Origin of the sequence: Bacillus cereus group sp. Sample62 (assembly GCF_036851315.1) — a bacterium.
Lineage (GTDB): Bacteria > Bacillota > Bacilli > Bacillales > Bacillaceae_G > Bacillus_A > Bacillus_A wiedmannii.
Genome location: NZ_JAFLPK010000001.1, coordinates 2,778,154 through 2,794,962, shown reverse-complemented (window position 1 = coordinate 2,794,962; position 16,809 = coordinate 2,778,154). Strand labels below are relative to the sequence as shown.

Here is a 16,809-nt window from a genome sequence, read left to right as displayed (position 1 = left end):
CGGAAGTGGAATTTTAAAAAATATATAAAAAGTTGTTGACAGTGTTTTGAAAAGCGTTCTATAATACGAATCATACTTATTCAATTTCAAAAACATTTGAATAAACAAAGTGCAATGAAGAGATCACAGTAGTGGTTAGTCTTACTGTAGCAGAGAGCTGGTGGTTGGTGTGAACCAGTACAGGGATAATCATGAATTACAGTCTTGGAGCATCTTTTTCGCAGTAAAGATAGTTTCGTCTTTATGAAGAAAAAGCGGTCAATTGATCGTTAACAGTGAAGAGAGGTAGACGGAAAGTTAGTCTACAACTAGGGTGGTACCGCGATAAATATCGTCCCTACTGATTTATTCAGTAGGGACTTTTTGTATTTTAGTGGTCCAACTTGAAAATTAAATATATATGCGTTGAAAGGAAAAGCAGTAGTTGTTGTTTCCCTGTAACAGAGAGCTGGTGGTTGGTGTGAACCAGTACAAAAACAAGAGCGAATTACAGTCCTAGAGCATCTTTTTCGTAATAAAGATAAGTATTGTCTTTATGAAGGGAAAGACGGTCAGATGATCGTTAACAATGAAGAGAGGTAGACGAAAGAAGTCTACAACTAGGGTGGTACCGCGATAAATATCGTCCCTACTGATTGGATCAGTAGGGATTTTTTGTACAAAAAAGTGGGTTTTTATCTAGTCGATAGTGTCCTTATAGTAAGTATTCGTTTAAAATAAGAAGAGGTATCGATTCCACTTAAAATTTGTATAATTTATCAGTTCAGAAAATAGAGAATTTTTCATTCTCTTACTATACTTTTAAAACATTAGAGGAGGATTTCCAAATGGCAAATCATGAATTAGATCAATTACGTAAACAGGTAGATGAAATTAACTTACAACTATTACACCTTTTAAACAAACGTGGTGAAATCGTTCAAAAAATTGGGGAGCAAAAGCAAGTACAAGGTACGAAACGTTTTGATCCAGTACGTGAGCGTGAAGTGCTTGATATGATCGCAGAGCATAACGAAGGACCATTCGAAACGTCAACTGTTCAACATATTTTCAAAACAATCTTCAAAGCTAGCTTAGAATTACAAGAAGATGATAACCGTAAAGCATTACTAGTATCACGTAAAAAGAAACAAGAAAATACAATCGTTAATGTAAAAGGTGAATTGATTGGAAACGGAACACAAACGTTCATAATGGGACCTTGTGCGGTAGAAAGTTTAGAGCAAGTTCGCCAAGTAGGGCAAGCGATGAAAGACCAAGGTCTAAAATTAATGCGCGGTGGTGCTTTCAAACCGAGAACATCTCCATACGATTTCCAAGGTTTAGGAGTAGAAGGATTACAAATTTTACGTCAAGTAGCAGATGAGTTCGATTTAGCGATCATTAGTGAAATTTTAAATCCGAACGATGTTGAAATGGCATTAGACTACGTTGATGTAATTCAAGTTGGTGCACGTAACATGCAAAACTTCGATTTATTACGAGCTGTAGGTAAAGTTAACAAGCCAGTATTATTAAAACGTGGATTAGCAGCAACAATTGATGAGTTCATTAACGCAGCTGAATACATCATTGCACAAGGTAACGACCAAATTATTCTATGTGAGCGTGGTATCCGCACATACGAAAGAGCAACACGTAACACATTAGATATTTCAGCAGTACCGATTTTAAAGAAAGAAACACATTTACCAGTAATCGTTGACGTAACGCATTCAACTGGACGTAGAGACTTATTATTACCAACAGCGAAAGCAGCACTTGCAATTGGCGCAGATGCAGTAATGGCTGAAGTACACCCAGACCCAGCGGTTGCATTATCAGATTCTGCACAACAAATGGATATTCCAGAATTCCATAGATTCATGGATGAGTTAAAAGGTTTCAAAAATAAATTATCTTAATTCCATATCATATATGCACTGAAGAGGAAACAGTAGTGCTTATCTCCCTGTTATAGAGAGCTGATGGTCGGTGTGAATCAGTACAAAGGTAAGCATGAATTACAGCCTTGGAGCATCTTTCCCGCCGCAAATGGAGGGAAAGACGGTCAAACGATCGTTAAAGAAGAAGAGAGGTAGACGATAGTTGTCTACAACTAGGGTGGTACCGCGATAAACATCGTCCCTACTGAGCGCTCAGTAGGGACTTTTTTGTACAAAAAAATAGTAAAGGGGTAAGAGAAATGAGATACATTACAGCTGGAGAATCACATGGGCCGCAGTTAACAGTTATTTTAGAAGGTGTACCAGCAGGTTTAACATTAACAGCGGAACATATTAATAAAGAATTATTAAGAAGGCAAAAAGGGCACGGACGCGGAAGACGCATGCAAATTGAAACTGATACAGTTGAAATTGTAAGTGGTGTTCGTCATGGAATGACACTTGGCTCGCCGATCACGTTAATTGTAAAAAATGATGATTTCAAACATTGGACGAAAGTAATGGGTGCAGAGCCAATTTCGGAAAAAGAAAGTAAAGATATGAAACGTACAATTACAAAACCACGTCCAGGACATGCGGATTTAAACGGCGCAATTAAATATGGACATCGTGATATAAGAAACGTACTAGAGCGCTCATCTGCAAGAGAAACGACAGTTCGTGTAGCTGCTGGTGCAGTTGCGAAACAAATTTTGAAAGAATTAGGCGTAGAAATTGCAGGGCATGTTCTTGAAATTGGTGGGGTACAAGCGAAACGAATTTCAAACTTACCAATAGAAGAAATTCAAACGATTACTGAAAATTCACCAGTTCGATGTTTAGATAAAGAAGTAGAACAAGAGATGATGGATGCGATAGATAACGCTAAAAGTAGCGGGGATTCGATCGGCGGTATTGTTGAAGTCATTGCAGAAGGTATGCCAATAGGTGTTGGTAGTTACGTTCATTACGATCGTAAATTAGATGCAAAACTTGCTGGTGCGATTATGAGTATTAATGCATTTAAAGGTGCTGAAATTGGCGTTGGTTTTGAAGCAGCAAGACAGCCAGGAAGTAAAGTGCACGATGAAATATTATGGGATGAAGAACAAGGATACACGAGAAAAACGAACAATGCTGGCGGTTTAGAAGGTGGTATGACAACAGGAATGCCAATAGTCGTAAGAGGTGTAATGAAACCAATACCTACATTATACAAACCGTTAGCAAGTGTTGACATTGATACGAAAGAAGCATTCCAAGCGAGTATTGAAAGATCTGATAGTTGTGCAGTACCAGCAGCAGGTGTAGTAGCTGAATCTGTTGTAGCATGGGAACTTGCACATGCACTAGTCGAACAATTCGGAAAAGATCGTATGGATTTAATTCAGCAAAACATTACGCAACATAACAAATACGCAAAAGAATTTTAATAAAAAGGTGGTTTTAACATGCAAGTAAAAGATCAGCTATCATCATTACAACCATATAAACCAGGTAAATCACCTGAACAAATGAAAGAAGTGTACGGAGATCATTCATTTGTGAAATTAGCATCGAATGAAAACCCATTCGGTTGCTCGCCACGTGTTTTAGATGAGTTACAAAAATCGTGGTTGGAACATGCTTTATATCCTGACGGAGGTGCTACAACGCTCCGTCAAACAATTGCAAATAAGTTACATGTACAAATGGAACAAGTACTTTGCGGTAGTGGATTAGATGAAGTCATTCAAATAATAAGCCGTGCAGTACTTAAAGCAGGAGATAACATCGTGACGGCTGGTGCAACATTCCCTCAGTACCGTCATCATGCAATTATTGAAGGTTGTGAAGTGAAAGAAATCCCTTTAAATAACGGCGTATACGATTTAGACGAAATTTCTTTAGCGGTAAATAATAATACAAAAATCGTATGGATTTGTAATCCAAATAACCCGACAGGAACATATGTGAATGATCAAAAATTGTCTCAATTTATTGAAGATATTAGTGAAAATACGTTAATTGTCATTGATGAAGCGTACTATGAATACGTAACAGCAAAAGATTTCCCTGAGACATTACCGCTTTTAGAAAAGCATAAAAACATTCTTGTACTTAGAACATTTTCTAAAGCGTACGGATTAGCTTCTTTCCGCGTTGGATATGCGGTTGGACAGGAAGAGCTAATCGAGAAATTAAATGTCGTACGTTTGCCATTTAACGTATCTTCATTAGCGCAAAAAGCAGCGACGATCGCTTTTGGTGAGGATGAATTTATTGAGGAAATAGTTCGTGTGAATACAGAGGGATTACAACAATACGAAAGCTTTTGTAAGGAAAATGAAATTCCATTTTATCCATCGCAAACAAATTTCATCTTCTTGCCAGTTGAGAATGCTGGGGAGATTTATGAAGCTTGTGCACACGCAGGGTTTATTATTCGTCCGTTCCCGAATGGTGTTCGTATTACAGTCGGAACAAGGGAGCAAAATGAAGGAGTGATTTCGGTGTTAAAACAACACTTTGAAAATAAAAAAAGAAAGTCTCGAGATGAGACAAATGCGTAAAAAGGTAGTATTAATTGGAACAGGTTTAATAGGAGGCTCTCTCGCATTAGCAATTAAGAAAGAGCACGATGTAACGATAACAGGTTATGATATTTTTCAAGAACAAGTAGGGCGTGCAAAAGAATTACACGTAGTAGATGAAGTAGCGGTAGATTTACAGCGTGCATGCGAAGAGGCGCATTTAATTATTTTTGCTTCTCCAGTTGAAGAAACGAAGAAGTTATTACACAAATTAGCGTCATTTCGTTTAAGAGAAGATGTTATTGTAACCGATGTTGGTAGTACAAAAGGAACGATTATGAATGAAGCGGAAGCTTTATTTTCAAAGGAAGTATCTTTCATTGGTGGACATCCGATGGCAGGTTCTCATAAGACTGGAGTTGAAAGTGCAAAAGCGCATTTATTTGAAAATGCATTTTACATTTTAACGCCGATGAATCATGTGCCAAATGAACATGTGGAAGAACTAAAGCGTTGGTTACAAGGAACAGGATCTCATTTTCTCGTTTTAAATACGGTAGAACATGATTATGTAACAGGGATTGTTAGTCATTTTCCGCATCTTATCGCAGCAGGATTAGTGAAACAAGTGGAGAAACATGCAGGAGATAATCCACTTATTCATCAACTAGCTGCCGGAGGGTTTAAAGACATTACACGTATCGCATCTAGTAGCCCAAAAATGTGGAGTGATATTGTTAAGCAAAATCGTGAGCATTTAATGGTATTATTAAAAGAGTGGATCTCTGAAATGGAAGATTTATATGATACAGTTTCTACCGGAGATGCAGGCGAGATTCAAAACTATTTTGCAGACGCGAAAGAATACCGTGACTCTTTACCAGTACGAAAGAGAGGGGCAATTCCTGCCTATCACGACTTATACGTCGATGTCTTAGATAAAGTAGGGGCATTGGCTCATATTACGAGTATTCTAGCGCGCGAAGAAATTAGTATTACGAACTTGCAAATATTAGAAGCGCGTGAAGGGTTGCTTGGGGTGTTACGTATTAGCTTCCAAAGAGAAGAAGATCGTATGAAAGCAAAGCTAGCGCTTGGAGAAGAAAAATACCAAACTTATGAAACAATTTAAATGAGAAGGTGAAAACGTGAAGGAAAGATCGATACAACCTGTTAATAACGGATTAAATGGCAACATTACAATTCCAGGAGATAAATCCATTTCACACCGTGCTGTCATGTTCGGCGCGATTGCAGAGGGAACAACAACAATTAAAGGTTTCTTGCCTGGTGCAGACTGTTTAAGTACGATTTCTTGCTTTAAAGAAATGGGAGTAGACATCGTGCAAAACGGTGATGAAGTCACTGTAGTTGGTAAAGGGTTAGAAGGATTACAAGAACCGAAAGCTGTATTAGATGTTGGTAATTCTGGTACAACAATACGTTTAATGTCAGGAATTTTGGCAAATACACCATTTTTCTCTTGCGTACAAGGTGATTCATCTATCGCGAAAAGACCGATGAAACGTGTAACAAATCCATTAAAACAAATGGGTGCAATCATTGATGGCCGCGAAGAAGGAACGTTTACACCGTTAACAATACGTGGTGGAGATTTAAAAGCAATTGAATACACTTCACCTGTAGCAAGTGCACAAGTAAAGTCAGCTATTTTACTTGCAGGACTTCGAGCAGAAGGTGTAACAGCTGTTACAGAACCACATATTTCACGTGATCATACAGAAAGAATGCTTGAAGCATTTGGAGTTAAAGTAACTCGCGAAGGAAAAACAGTGAAACTTGCAGGTGGGCAAAAGTTAAAAGCAACAGACGTTCAAGTGCCAGGTGACGTATCATCAGCAGCATTTTTCTTAGTAGCAGGCGCAATCATTCCAAATAGTAAACTAGTATTACAAAATGTAGGGATGAACCCAACTCGTACAGGTATTATTGATGTTTTAGAGAAAATGGGTGCTATGTTCACTGTAGAGCCAATTCACGAAGGATCATCAGAACCAGCAGCAAACATTACGATCGAAACATCTTCATTAAAAGGAATTGAAATTGGCGGAGATATTATCCCAAGATTAATCGATGAAATTCCTGTTATCGCTTTAGCGGCAACACAAGCAGAAGGAATTACAGTAATTAAAGATGCGCACGAATTAAAAGTAAAAGAAACGAACCGTATCGATACAGTCGTTGCGGAGTTAACGAAACTAGGAGCTCGCATAGAAGCAACTGATGACGGCATGATTATTTACGGAAAATCAGCACTAAAAGGTAATACAGTAAATAGTTACGGTGATCACCGCATCGGAATGATGCTTGCAATTGCCGGCTGTCTAGCAGAAGGAAAAACAACAATTGAAGACGCAGAAGCAGTAGGTGTATCATATCCTACATTCTTCGAAGAACTTCAAAAGTTAGCAAAATAAAGTAATAAAAAGCAGATACGGGATGTATCTGCTTTTTATATTGGATTCGTGTCGTTAAGTTCATATAATTTCATTCGCCGCACTGGAATATTGAGAATTATGGTACAATTCAAACAAGGAATGGAGGAGAACTATATGAACGTTATACGATTAAAAGAAGATAGATTTAGAGAAGCATTACGCTTATCGGAATACGCTTTTCAATATAAAGTTGATGAGGAACGATTGCAGCAACAACTTACAAAGATGAAAGAAAGTCATGAAATATACGGTATTATGGAAGGTGAAGATGTAGCAGCAAAACTGCACCTTATTCCGTTTCATATATACATAGGTAAAGAAAAATTTAAAATGGGTGGCGTTGCAGGGGTAGCGACGTATCCTGAGTATAGAAGAAGTGGATATGTAAAAGAATTGCTTCAACACTCACTTCAAACGATGAAAAATGACGGATATACAGTATCGATGCTACATCCATTTGCTGTTTCATTTTACCGTAAATACGGCTGGGAACTTTGTGCGAATCTCTTTGTATGTCATATGACAAAGAGTGATTTAGTTATGAAAAAACAAGTAAATGGTACTGTGAAACGTTTCAATAAAGAAAATCATTCAGAAGAAGTCGAGAAGATTTATGAAACATTTGCAGAACGTTTTTCTGGTATGCTAGTTCGTGATGAAAAATGGTGGTTACAAGCTGTTTATGATGATTTAACATTAGCGATTTATTACGATGAAAATAAAAAGGCAACTGGCTACATGCTATATAAAATAGAAAACTACAAAATGACAGTAGAAGAATTTGTTCCGCTGCATAATGAAGCACGAAATGGTCTGTGGAACTTTATTTGTCAGCATGATTCTATGATTAAAGAACTTGAAATGACAGTAAGTGAAAACGAACCGTTATTATATACACTGCAAGAGCCACGAGTGAAGGCAGAAATAAAACCATATTTTATGGGCAGAATTGTAGATGTGGAGCAGTTCTTAAAACAATATGAGTTGAACTGGAACAATGCACAGCAAGAAGTAATTTTACATATTACAGATTCATTTGCACCGTGGAATAACGTTACAGTGAGGCTTGCAAATCATGAAATAACAATTATAGAAGAAGAAATAAAGGATAAAGGAATTAGGCTAGATATAAATGCATTATCTACAATAATGTTTGGATACAAACGTCCGTTACAACTTAATGAACTAGAATTAATTAGCGGAAGTGAAGAGGAAATACGAGCGTTTGAGAATATAGTTCCGGTACGTAAAGCATTTATTTATGATTTCTTTTAAGTTATAAATAGGAAATTGGGCTGTCTCAAACAAAATTTGGGACGGCTTTCTCTTTGGTTCCCGCTTTTGTCGGTAAGTCGATATATTTTGAGAATCGCTGATATTATTTTATTTACAAACAAGGAATTAAAGACGCAACATACATAGTCACGCACTTGACTTTTAATCCATGTAATTTATAATTAAAAACGGAATGAATTTTCATTCCTGAAAATAGAGGTGGAAAAAATGGCTAAAAACAAACAAGAGGATATTTTTGATGCTGCGATGCAACTTTTCGCAGAGCGTGGTTACGATGGTACGACAATTCCAATGATCGCTGAAAAAGCAAAGGTCGGTGCGGGTACTATTTATCGCTACTTTGAAAATAAAGAGGCGCTTGTTAACTCATTATTTTCAAAAAGTATGTTAGAGCTTTCTGAAGTGATAAAAACGGATTTTCCTGTTGAAGCAAATATTCGTGAACAGTTTAGTCATACGTACAACCGTTTATTTGAATTTGCGAGAAACAATGTGGACGCTTTTTTGTTTACAAATTCTCACTGCGATAGTTATTTTCTTGACGAACAGAGTAAGAAAATATTTGACAATTTTATAGGCTTCTTTATGAATATTATTGAAGATGGAATCGCAAAAGGTTTTCTTCGTCCATTGCCTCCAGTTGCTTTAATTATTATTGTATATCAACCGCTAGAAAAACTAACGAAGGTAATTGCAACAGGGCAATTAGAATACTCAAAAGAATTAGTAAAAGAATTGGAAGAAAGTTCTTGGAACGCTATTAGAATCATTTGATTCTATAGCTTATAAGTATAGGAATGAATATTCATTCCTGAATAGATTTGAAAAAAGAAAGTAGGAGAGGATATTTGTGCAACTAAGGGAATTAACATTCATTCCGGAAAGAGTAGTTTAATAGGGTTCATAAAATAAATTAATAGAACGATAGGAATGAACGTTCATTCCTAAAAAAGTTTCGGAATAATAGGAATGAATATTCATTCCTGAACTTACGTGAAACTTTCAAAACGGGAGATGATTAAAATGAGCAAGCTGAAAAATTGGAGAAGTGTATCTTTTCTATTATGGATATTTATTACTATTACAATGATCGTAACGATGCCTAATATGGATAAATTAGTGAAAGAAAAAGGGCACATTACGATTCCTAATACAGCACAAAGTAGTATTGCTGACAAAATGATAAAAGAAATGGATAAAGACGGGACTGAAAAGTATGATGTTATAGCTGTTTTTAATAGTGGAAGTAAAACGGCTTTAACAACTGAGAAAAAAGAGGAAATAACAAAAACAATCAACGCCCTGCAAAATGAAAAAGAACAATTAGGAATAAAGGAAGTTGTTTCACATTTAGATAATAAAGATTTGGAAAAGCAATTAGTTTCTAAAGATAATACGACTATTTTAACGCAAATATCAATAGATAAAAAGCATGGCGAAATATCAAAAGTTGCAAATAATCTTCATAAAAAAGTACAAACGAAAGGGGTAAAAACGTACTTAACAGGAAGTGACTTAATAGCGGGTGATTTTCTTAAATCCTCTCAAGAGGGAGTGAAAACGACTGAAGTTATTTCAATCATTTTCATTCTTATAGTATTAATCATTGTATTCCGTTCACCTGTTGTTCCGATAATTTCTCTTCTTACAGTTGGTGTATCGTACTTAGTTTCAATGGGGATTATTGCTCATCTTGTAGATCAATTTAATTTTCCATTTTCAAACTTTACGCAAGTATTTGTAGTTGTTGTTCTGTTTGGAGTGGGAACAGACTATAACATTTTATTATTTACGAGATTTAAAGAAGAATTAAGTAAACAAGAAACCGCATTTTTAGCTACGAAAGAAACATTTAAATCGGCAGGTAAAACCGTATTGTATAGTGGGATTGCGGTGCTAATTGGTTTTGCATCACTTGCTTTAGCAAGTTTTAAATTATATCAATCTACTTCAGCGGTAGCAATTGGTGTTTTAGTATTACTACTCGTTTTAACCACTTTAAATCCGTTTTTCATGGTGCTTTTAGGAAAAGGAATGTTTTATCCAGTTAAAACATTTAAAGGTCATGAAGACAGTCGATTATGGGGATTCTTTGCGAAAAACTCAGTAGCAAGACCATTTGTAGCTTTAATTATTGTATGCGTGATATCGATTCCTTTCGTATTAAAATATTCCAGTACACTTAATTACAATGACTTATTTGAAGTAGACAATAAGTACGAATCAAAGATGGGGATTAACGTAATAGAAGATCATTTTCCGCCTGGTTTTTCTTCACCAAGTACGTTAGTGATTCAATCAAACAAAAAATTAGATGAAGGAACGTCTCTACAAACTTTAGATGAGTTAACTGATAAAATTTCGAAAGTGAAAGGTGTTTCAGAAGTATATGCACCGACACGTCCAACTGGAGATAAGATAAAAGAATTATATATAAATAAACAAGCGGGAGAACTAAATACAGGATTAGGAGATGCCAATGGTGGCATAAAAGAAATCAATGATGGTTTAACGGATGCTAAAAATAAAATGGATGGTAATGAGTCAGACGGCCTCGCGAATGTTCAAAAATTAATTGATGGAACGAACGAGGCGAAAAATGGTGTATCGGCTTTAGGAACAGCGTTGAATCAATTATCGAATGGAATAAACGATGGGGCACAAGGAGCACAGCAAATTGAGAGCGGGTTAACTTCAGTAAATGAAAATATAAATGTCCTATCTAATGCAACGTCACAGCTTCATGCTGGCTATGCACAGTTAGAAAAAGGTTTAAGTTCTTACGATCAATACTTCGGAAGCATTTCTCAAGCGATTGATGGTGCGAAAAAAGGATACGAACAAATCGAAATGTTAATGACCAATTTCATTCAAACGAAACCAGAATTAGCAAATGATCGGAACATACTGCAAACGATAGGAATTGCTAAAGAGGCTCAAAAGCAATTAGGTGTGCTTTCTAATGAATTAAATCAATTAGCAACGCAGCATAAAGCGGCGATGGGCTCATTTAAAGAAGCAAATCAATCATTATTGAAAGTCGATAACGGCTTAAAAGAAATGAGAAATGGAGTTACTAAATTACAAAAAGGGGCAACTGATCTTAAAAATGGATTAAATGAAGGTGCTTCCGGTTCAAAACAAATTGCGAACAAGTCATCAGAGTTACAAACTGGATTAACAAAAATAAATGATGGGCAAGGCCAGCTATTAACTGGGCTGAAAGATTTGCAAGAAAAGATGGGGCAATTACAATCAGGCTTATCTAAAAGTACTGAAGGGCTTGGGAAAGTAAGTAACGGCCTAAATGACGCACAGAAATATTTAGGCGAGCTAAATGAATCAAAAAGCTCAGAGAAGTTTTATATTCCAAAAGAGGTTTTAGAGGGAGAAGATTTCCAAAAAGCTTTGAATACGTACATGTCACATGATAGAAAGACTGCTAAAATGACAATCATTTTAGACGTAAATCCGTATTCAAAAGAAGCGATGCCAATTATTCAAGAAATCAATAAAACGATAGATGGTACTTTGAAGGGGACCGAATTAAATAATGTGAAAACAGCAATCGGAGGAACAACAGCTAGAAACGTTGATCTAAAAGAAGTAACCGGGCAAGATTTCTTACGTACGGCTACAATTATGTTAATTGGAATTGCGATCGTATTAATCGTGATTACACGTTCATTATTAAACACAATCTTTATTATTGGATCGCTAATATTAGCGTACTTTGCATCACTAGGTATAAGTGAACAAATTAGTACGCATGTATTACATGTAGATGCATTAAGCTGGAATGTTCCATTCTTTAGTTTCATAATGATTGTCGCTTTAGGAGTGGATTATAGTATTTTTGTAATGATGAGATACAATGAGTTAGAAGGGGACTCAGCGACGAAAATTGTAAATGCATCTCGTCACATAGGAGGAGTCGTATTATCAGCGGCGCTTATTCTAGTTGGTACATTTGCAGCATTAATTCCTTCAGGTGTATTGACGCTTATACAAGTAGCATCTGTTGTTGGCGTTGCACTATTGCTATTAGCTATCATTGTGATGCCAATATTGTTACCTGCTTTAATAGGGTTAACGAGTAAAATGAAGGATTATACAAAGAAATTAAGCAAAAGAAAATAAAAGAATCCCCTTTTAAAAGGGGATTTTTCTTATTTAATAAATTTGTCCATCACATCTTTATATTTTGTAAATTCTTCATTTTTCATATCTCTATTCATTATGAAATTTGCTTCTATATAATATTGTTTCGTTAAAAATATAAATTTTATTCAAGATAGAAGATGGATGAATAGCAATCAACCGTTGCTATTCATCCATCTTCTACTATATAATAGCTATAGTCTACAATAATTGAGTCGTAATATGCGATTTTTTAAGACAATCGGTGAGAAAACGCTGAAATAAGCGGTATTAGTAGGAGGACACAAATGATTACAGTAAGTAACGTTAGTTTGCGTTTCGCGGATCGCAAATTATTTGAAGATGTTAACATAAAATTCACGCCAGGTAACTGCTACGGTTTAATCGGAGCGAACGGTGCTGGTAAATCAACATTTCTAAAGATTTTATCTGGAGAAATTGAACAGTCAACAGGTGATATACATATTACGCCAGGTGAGCGTCTAGCAGTATTAAAACAGAATCACTTCGAATATGAAGAGTTCCCAGTATTAGAAACAGTAATTATGGGTCACACGCAACTTTATAAAGTAATGCAAGAGAAAAATGCCATTTACATGAAAGAAGACTTTAGTGATGAAGATGGTATGCGTGCTGCTGAACTTGAAGGTGAGTTCGCTGAGCTTAACGGTTGGGAAGCAGAATCAGAAGCTGCAATCCTTCTTAAAGGTTTAGGTATTGGTGAAGATGTTCATGATAAGAAATTGTCAGAATTAACTGGGGCAGAGAAAGTAAAAGTATTACTTGCTCAAGCATTATTCGGTAAACCTGACATTCTATTACTGGATGAGCCTACCAACCACTTGGACTTAAAAGCGATTCAATGGTTAGAAAACTTCTTAATGAACTTTGAAAATACAGTAATCGTTGTATCCCATGACCGTCACTTCTTAAATAAAGTTTGTACGCACATGGCTGATCTTGATTTCGGTAAAATTCAACTTTATGTTGGTAACTATGACTTCTGGTATGAGTCAAGCCAATTAGCTTTAAAATTAACACAAGATGCTAATAAGAAAAAAGAAGAGAAAGTAAAAGAGTTACAAAACTTCATTGCACGCTTTAGCTCAAACGCATCTAAAGCGAAACAAGCAACTTCTCGTAAAAAATTATTAGATAAAATTACATTAGATGATATTAGACCATCATCACGTCGTTACCCATTTGTTGGCTTTACACCTGAGCGTGAAATAGGAAATGACTTATTAACTGTTGAAGGTCTTTCTAAAACAATTGATGGTGAAAAAGTGTTAGATAATGTGTACTTCACTTTAAATAAAGGTGATAAAGTTGCATTTATCGGTCGTAACGATATTGCGATGACAACATTATTTAAAATCCTTATGGGTGAAATGGAGCCAGATAGCGGTTCATTCAAATGGGGCGTTACAACATCTCAATCTTACTTCCCAAGAGATAACTCTAAATACTTTGAGAACAGTGACTCCAACTTAGTTGATTGGTTACGCCAATTCTCTCCACAAGATGAGTCAGAAAGCTTCTTACGTGGTTTCTTAGGCCGTATGTTATTCTCAGGTGAAGAAGTTAAGAAGAACGTTTCTGTATTATCTGGAGGCGAAAAAGTTCGTTGTATGCTATCTAAAATGATGTTAAGTGGTGCGAACGTAATCACACTTGACGATCCAACGAACCACTTAGACCTTGAGTCTATCACTGCATTAAATAACGGTTTAATCGCATTTAAAGGTACAATGTTATTCACATCTCATGACCATCAGTTCGTACAAACAATTGCAAACCGCATTATCGAAGTAACGCCAAACGGTGTAATCGATAAAGAGGCTACTTACGATGAGTTCTTAGAAAATGAAGAACTTCAAAAACAAGTAGAAGCAATGTACAAAGGTCAATAATAAATGATAAAAAACCTCGCTCTCTTTATGAGAGCGAGGTTTTTTATAATCTTTGATTTTATGAATTGTGAATAATTATACAGAAATAACTTTAGAGAAGAAAAGACCTTTTGATGTTACATATAGAGAAATGACTGTATCAAGAATAAACTTGAAATATAAGAAGGAATTTAATTTACACCGAAAAAAATAAATGCTATCTATTGTGAATTTCATTATATTACATTAATGTTCCAGAACTGGAGACATATTTATTTGCGAAGCAGTAAAGAAAGGTTTATAGTATGTGGAGTCAGAATTAGTGGATGAGACTTGGGAGAAAACAGAAAATGTTACAAATTTATTTTATTAAATAGAAACCAAGGTCAAAATGTCTAGAAAGAAATAGTTGAATAAATACTAGCTTCAAATTATAATTACTAATATTCTTCATTTAGTTAAACAAACAAAATCTATTTGAAGATAAAAAATTGAATAGAGACAGACTTATAAAAAAATAAGCCTTGGATGATCAAAAGAGGTGGAGAGATGAAACAATTACTATTAAAGAGTAAGCGAGTGTTAAGCAATCACTTTGGATTTTTCGTGTTTGCCATTATTTTATTCTGGTTAAAAACATACGCAGCATATGTGACAGAATTTAATTTAGGGATATCCAACACAATCCAAAAGTTTTTACTGTTTTTCAACCCGTTAAGCTCAGCAGTTTTATTTTTAGGGCTCGCATTATTCGCAAAGGGGAAACGTGCTTACATTTGGTTAATTGTTATTAATTTGTTAATGTCTATACTGTTATACGCAAACGTAGTATATTATCGCTTTTTCAGTGACTTTATTACGTTCCCGACATTAACACAAACGAATAACTTTGGAGATTTAGGTGGTAGTATTTTTGCATTGCTACACGTCTATGATCCACTATATTTCTTAGATACAATCATTTTAATTGCTTTAGTCGCAACAAAATTTGCAAGTCCAAAACCAATTCGTGTTGCGAAACATAAATTATCACTAGTATTTGTAGCAGGTATTTTATTATTCAGTATTAACTTAGGTCTTGCAGAATCGGATCGTCCTGAATTATTAACAAGAACATTTGACCGTAATTATATTGTGAAATATTTAGGGGCATACAACTATACGATTTATGATGGCATTCAAAGTGCGAAAGCATCAACAGAACGAGCGTTAGCTGATGGAGATAATATGACAGAGGTTAGAAATTATCTTGCATCAACATATGCAAGTCCAAATCCTGAGTACTTTGGTAAAGGAAAAGGAATGAACGTAATTTATATTCATTTAGAATCATTCCAAAACTTTTTAATTGATTATAAATTAAATGGGCAAGAAGTTACACCGTTCTTAAACTCATTTACAAAAGATGCAAATACGTTATACTTTGATAACTTCTTCCATCAAACAGGACAAGGTAAAACATCTGATGCGGAGTTCATGCTAGAAAACTCAATGTTTGGACTACCACAAGGATCTGTTTTTACAAATAAAGCTCATAACACGTATCAATCAGCACCGGCTATTTTAGGTCAACAAGGATACACATCAGCAGTGTTCCACGGTAACTATAAAACGTTCTGGAACCGTGACGATATTTATAAATCATTTGGTTTTAATAAATTCTTTGATGCGTCATACTACGATATGAACGAAAAAGATGTAGTAAACTATGGATTAAAAGATAAACCGTTCTTTAACGAATCTATACCATTATTACAAACATTGAAACAACCGTTCTATACGAAGTTCATTACGCTATCGAACCATTTCCCTTATCCAATTGATAAAGAGGAAGCGACGATTGAACCAGCTAAAACAGGTGACTCTTCAGTAGATACGTATTTCCAAACAGCACGTTATTTAGATGAGTCTGTAAAAGGATTCTTGGATTACTTGAAACAATCTGGTTTATACGATAACTCAATTATCGTTATGTACGGTGACCATTACGGTATTTCAGATAATCATGGCGCAGCAATGTCTCAAATAATGGGTAAAGAAATGAACTCATTTGAAAATGCACAACTGCAACGTGTACCATTAATCATTCGTGTTCCAGGAATGAAGGGTGGCATACAACATCAATACGGCGGAGAAATTGATGTTCTTCCGACACTATTACACTTACTAGGTACAGATACGAAAAATTATGTCCAGTTCGGATCAGATTTATTATCACCAGAGCATAAACAAGTTGTACCATTCCGTAACGGTAACTTCGTAAGTCCAACAGTTACTGCACTGAATGGAAAATACTATGATACAGCTACTGGTGAATCTGTAGAATTAACAGACGAAATAAAACAAAATGAACAAATGGTTCAAAAATCACTGAAATACTCTGACCAAGTCGTAAACGGTGACTTATTACGATTCTATACACCGGAAGGATTTACACCGGTCGATCGTTCGAAGTACAACTATAACCATCGGGATAAAAATAAAACGAAGGTAAAAACGACTGAAGACGGAGAAACGAAATAAATATTAAAAAGCGCTACTCATATGAGTAGCGCTTTTGTTT

General features: G+C 35.5%; 10 protein-coding genes and 3 other annotated features. All 10 genes read left to right on the top strand.

Annotation, left to right across the window (positions count from 1 at the left end; translation table 11 throughout):
* Positions 1-105: 105 nt before the first annotated feature.
* Positions 106-342, top strand: a binding site (T-box leader).
* A gap of 54 nt (positions 343-396) precedes the next feature.
* Positions 397-633, top strand: a binding site (T-box leader).
* A 194-nt stretch (positions 634-827) separates the two neighbouring features.
* Complete coding sequence (locus J0835_RS14205) at positions 828-1,904, top strand: bifunctional 3-deoxy-7-phosphoheptulonate synthase/chorismate mutase (RefSeq protein WP_001273578.1); 1,077 nt, start codon at positions 828-830, stop codon at positions 1,902-1,904.
* Positions 1,905-1,913: 9 nt separating this feature from the next.
* Positions 1,914-2,132, top strand: a binding site (T-box leader).
* Between the two features lie 53 nt (positions 2,133-2,185).
* Entirely contained in the window at positions 2,186-3,358 is a 1,173-nt protein-coding gene (aroC, locus tag J0835_RS14200; protein ID WP_087980786.1) for a chorismate synthase, read from the top strand.
* An 18-nt stretch (positions 3,359-3,376) separates the two neighbouring features.
* Positions 3,377-4,477, top strand: coding sequence for a histidinol-phosphate transaminase (hisC, locus tag J0835_RS14195; protein ID WP_087980785.1), 1,101 nt, complete (start codon positions 3,377-3,379; stop codon positions 4,475-4,477).
* Positions 4,470-5,570, top strand: coding sequence for a prephenate dehydrogenase (gene tyrA / locus J0835_RS14190; protein WP_087980846.1), 1,101 nt, complete (start codon positions 4,470-4,472; stop codon positions 5,568-5,570). The genes hisC and tyrA overlap by 8 nt, the downstream gene beginning before the upstream one ends.
* Positions 5,571-5,586: 16 nt before the next feature.
* Positions 5,587-6,876 carry a 3-phosphoshikimate 1-carboxyvinyltransferase gene (aroA, locus tag J0835_RS14185; protein ID WP_087980784.1) on the top strand — a complete coding sequence of 430 codons (1,290 nt, stop codon included), beginning with the start codon at positions 5,587-5,589 and terminating at the stop codon, positions 6,874-6,876.
* 135 nt (positions 6,877-7,011) lie between these two features.
* A complete protein-coding gene (locus J0835_RS14180; protein WP_140386786.1) occupies positions 7,012-8,172 on the top strand; it encodes a GNAT family N-acetyltransferase in 1,161 nt (386 codons plus the stop codon).
* Positions 8,173-8,400: 228 nt separating this feature from the next.
* Positions 8,401-8,967 (top strand): TetR/AcrR family transcriptional regulator, encoded by a 567-nt coding sequence (locus J0835_RS14175; protein WP_087980783.1) that lies wholly within the window; start codon positions 8,401-8,403, stop codon positions 8,965-8,967.
* Positions 8,968-9,216: 249 nt separating this feature from the next.
* The gene (locus J0835_RS14170) at positions 9,217-12,333 is read left to right on the top strand and encodes an MMPL family transporter (protein ID WP_140386785.1); all 3,117 of its coding nucleotides are present in this window, start codon (positions 9,217-9,219) and stop codon (positions 12,331-12,333) included.
* Positions 12,334-12,641: 308 nt separating this feature from the next.
* Positions 12,642-14,267 carry an ABC-F family ATP-binding cassette domain-containing protein gene (locus tag J0835_RS14165; RefSeq protein WP_000633872.1) on the top strand — a complete coding sequence of 542 codons (1,626 nt, stop codon included), beginning with the start codon at positions 12,642-12,644 and terminating at the stop codon, positions 14,265-14,267.
* A 528-nt stretch (positions 14,268-14,795) separates the two neighbouring features.
* On the top strand, positions 14,796-16,769 hold the full coding sequence (locus tag J0835_RS14160) for an LTA synthase family protein (protein ID WP_087980781.1): 1,974 nt from the start codon (positions 14,796-14,798) through the stop codon (positions 16,767-16,769).
* The last annotated feature ends 40 nt before the right edge of the window (positions 16,770-16,809 follow it).

Excerpts from the sequence above, each read along its gene's own strand:
- J0835_RS14180 (WP_140386786.1), top strand. The coding sequence starts at position 7,012 with ATGAACGTTATACGATTAAAAGAAGATAGATTTAGAGAAGCATTACGC.
- J0835_RS14160 (WP_087980781.1), top strand. The coding sequence starts at position 14,796 with ATGAAACAATTACTATTAAAGAGTAAGCGAGTGTTAAGCAATCACTTT.
- J0835_RS14205 (WP_001273578.1), top strand. The coding sequence starts at position 828 with ATGGCAAATCATGAATTAGATCAATTACGTAAACAGGTAGATGAAATT.
- J0835_RS14175 (WP_087980783.1), top strand. The coding sequence starts at position 8,401 with ATGGCTAAAAACAAACAAGAGGATATTTTTGATGCTGCGATGCAACTT.
- J0835_RS14170 (WP_140386785.1), top strand. The coding sequence starts at position 9,217 with ATGAGCAAGCTGAAAAATTGGAGAAGTGTATCTTTTCTATTATGGATA.
- tyrA (WP_087980846.1), top strand. The coding sequence starts at position 4,470 with ATGCGTAAAAAGGTAGTATTAATTGGAACAGGTTTAATAGGAGGCTCT.
- aroC (WP_087980786.1), top strand. The coding sequence starts at position 2,186 with ATGAGATACATTACAGCTGGAGAATCACATGGGCCGCAGTTAACAGTT.
- hisC (WP_087980785.1), top strand. The coding sequence starts at position 3,377 with ATGCAAGTAAAAGATCAGCTATCATCATTACAACCATATAAACCAGGT.
- J0835_RS14165 (WP_000633872.1), top strand. The coding sequence starts at position 12,642 with ATGATTACAGTAAGTAACGTTAGTTTGCGTTTCGCGGATCGCAAATTA.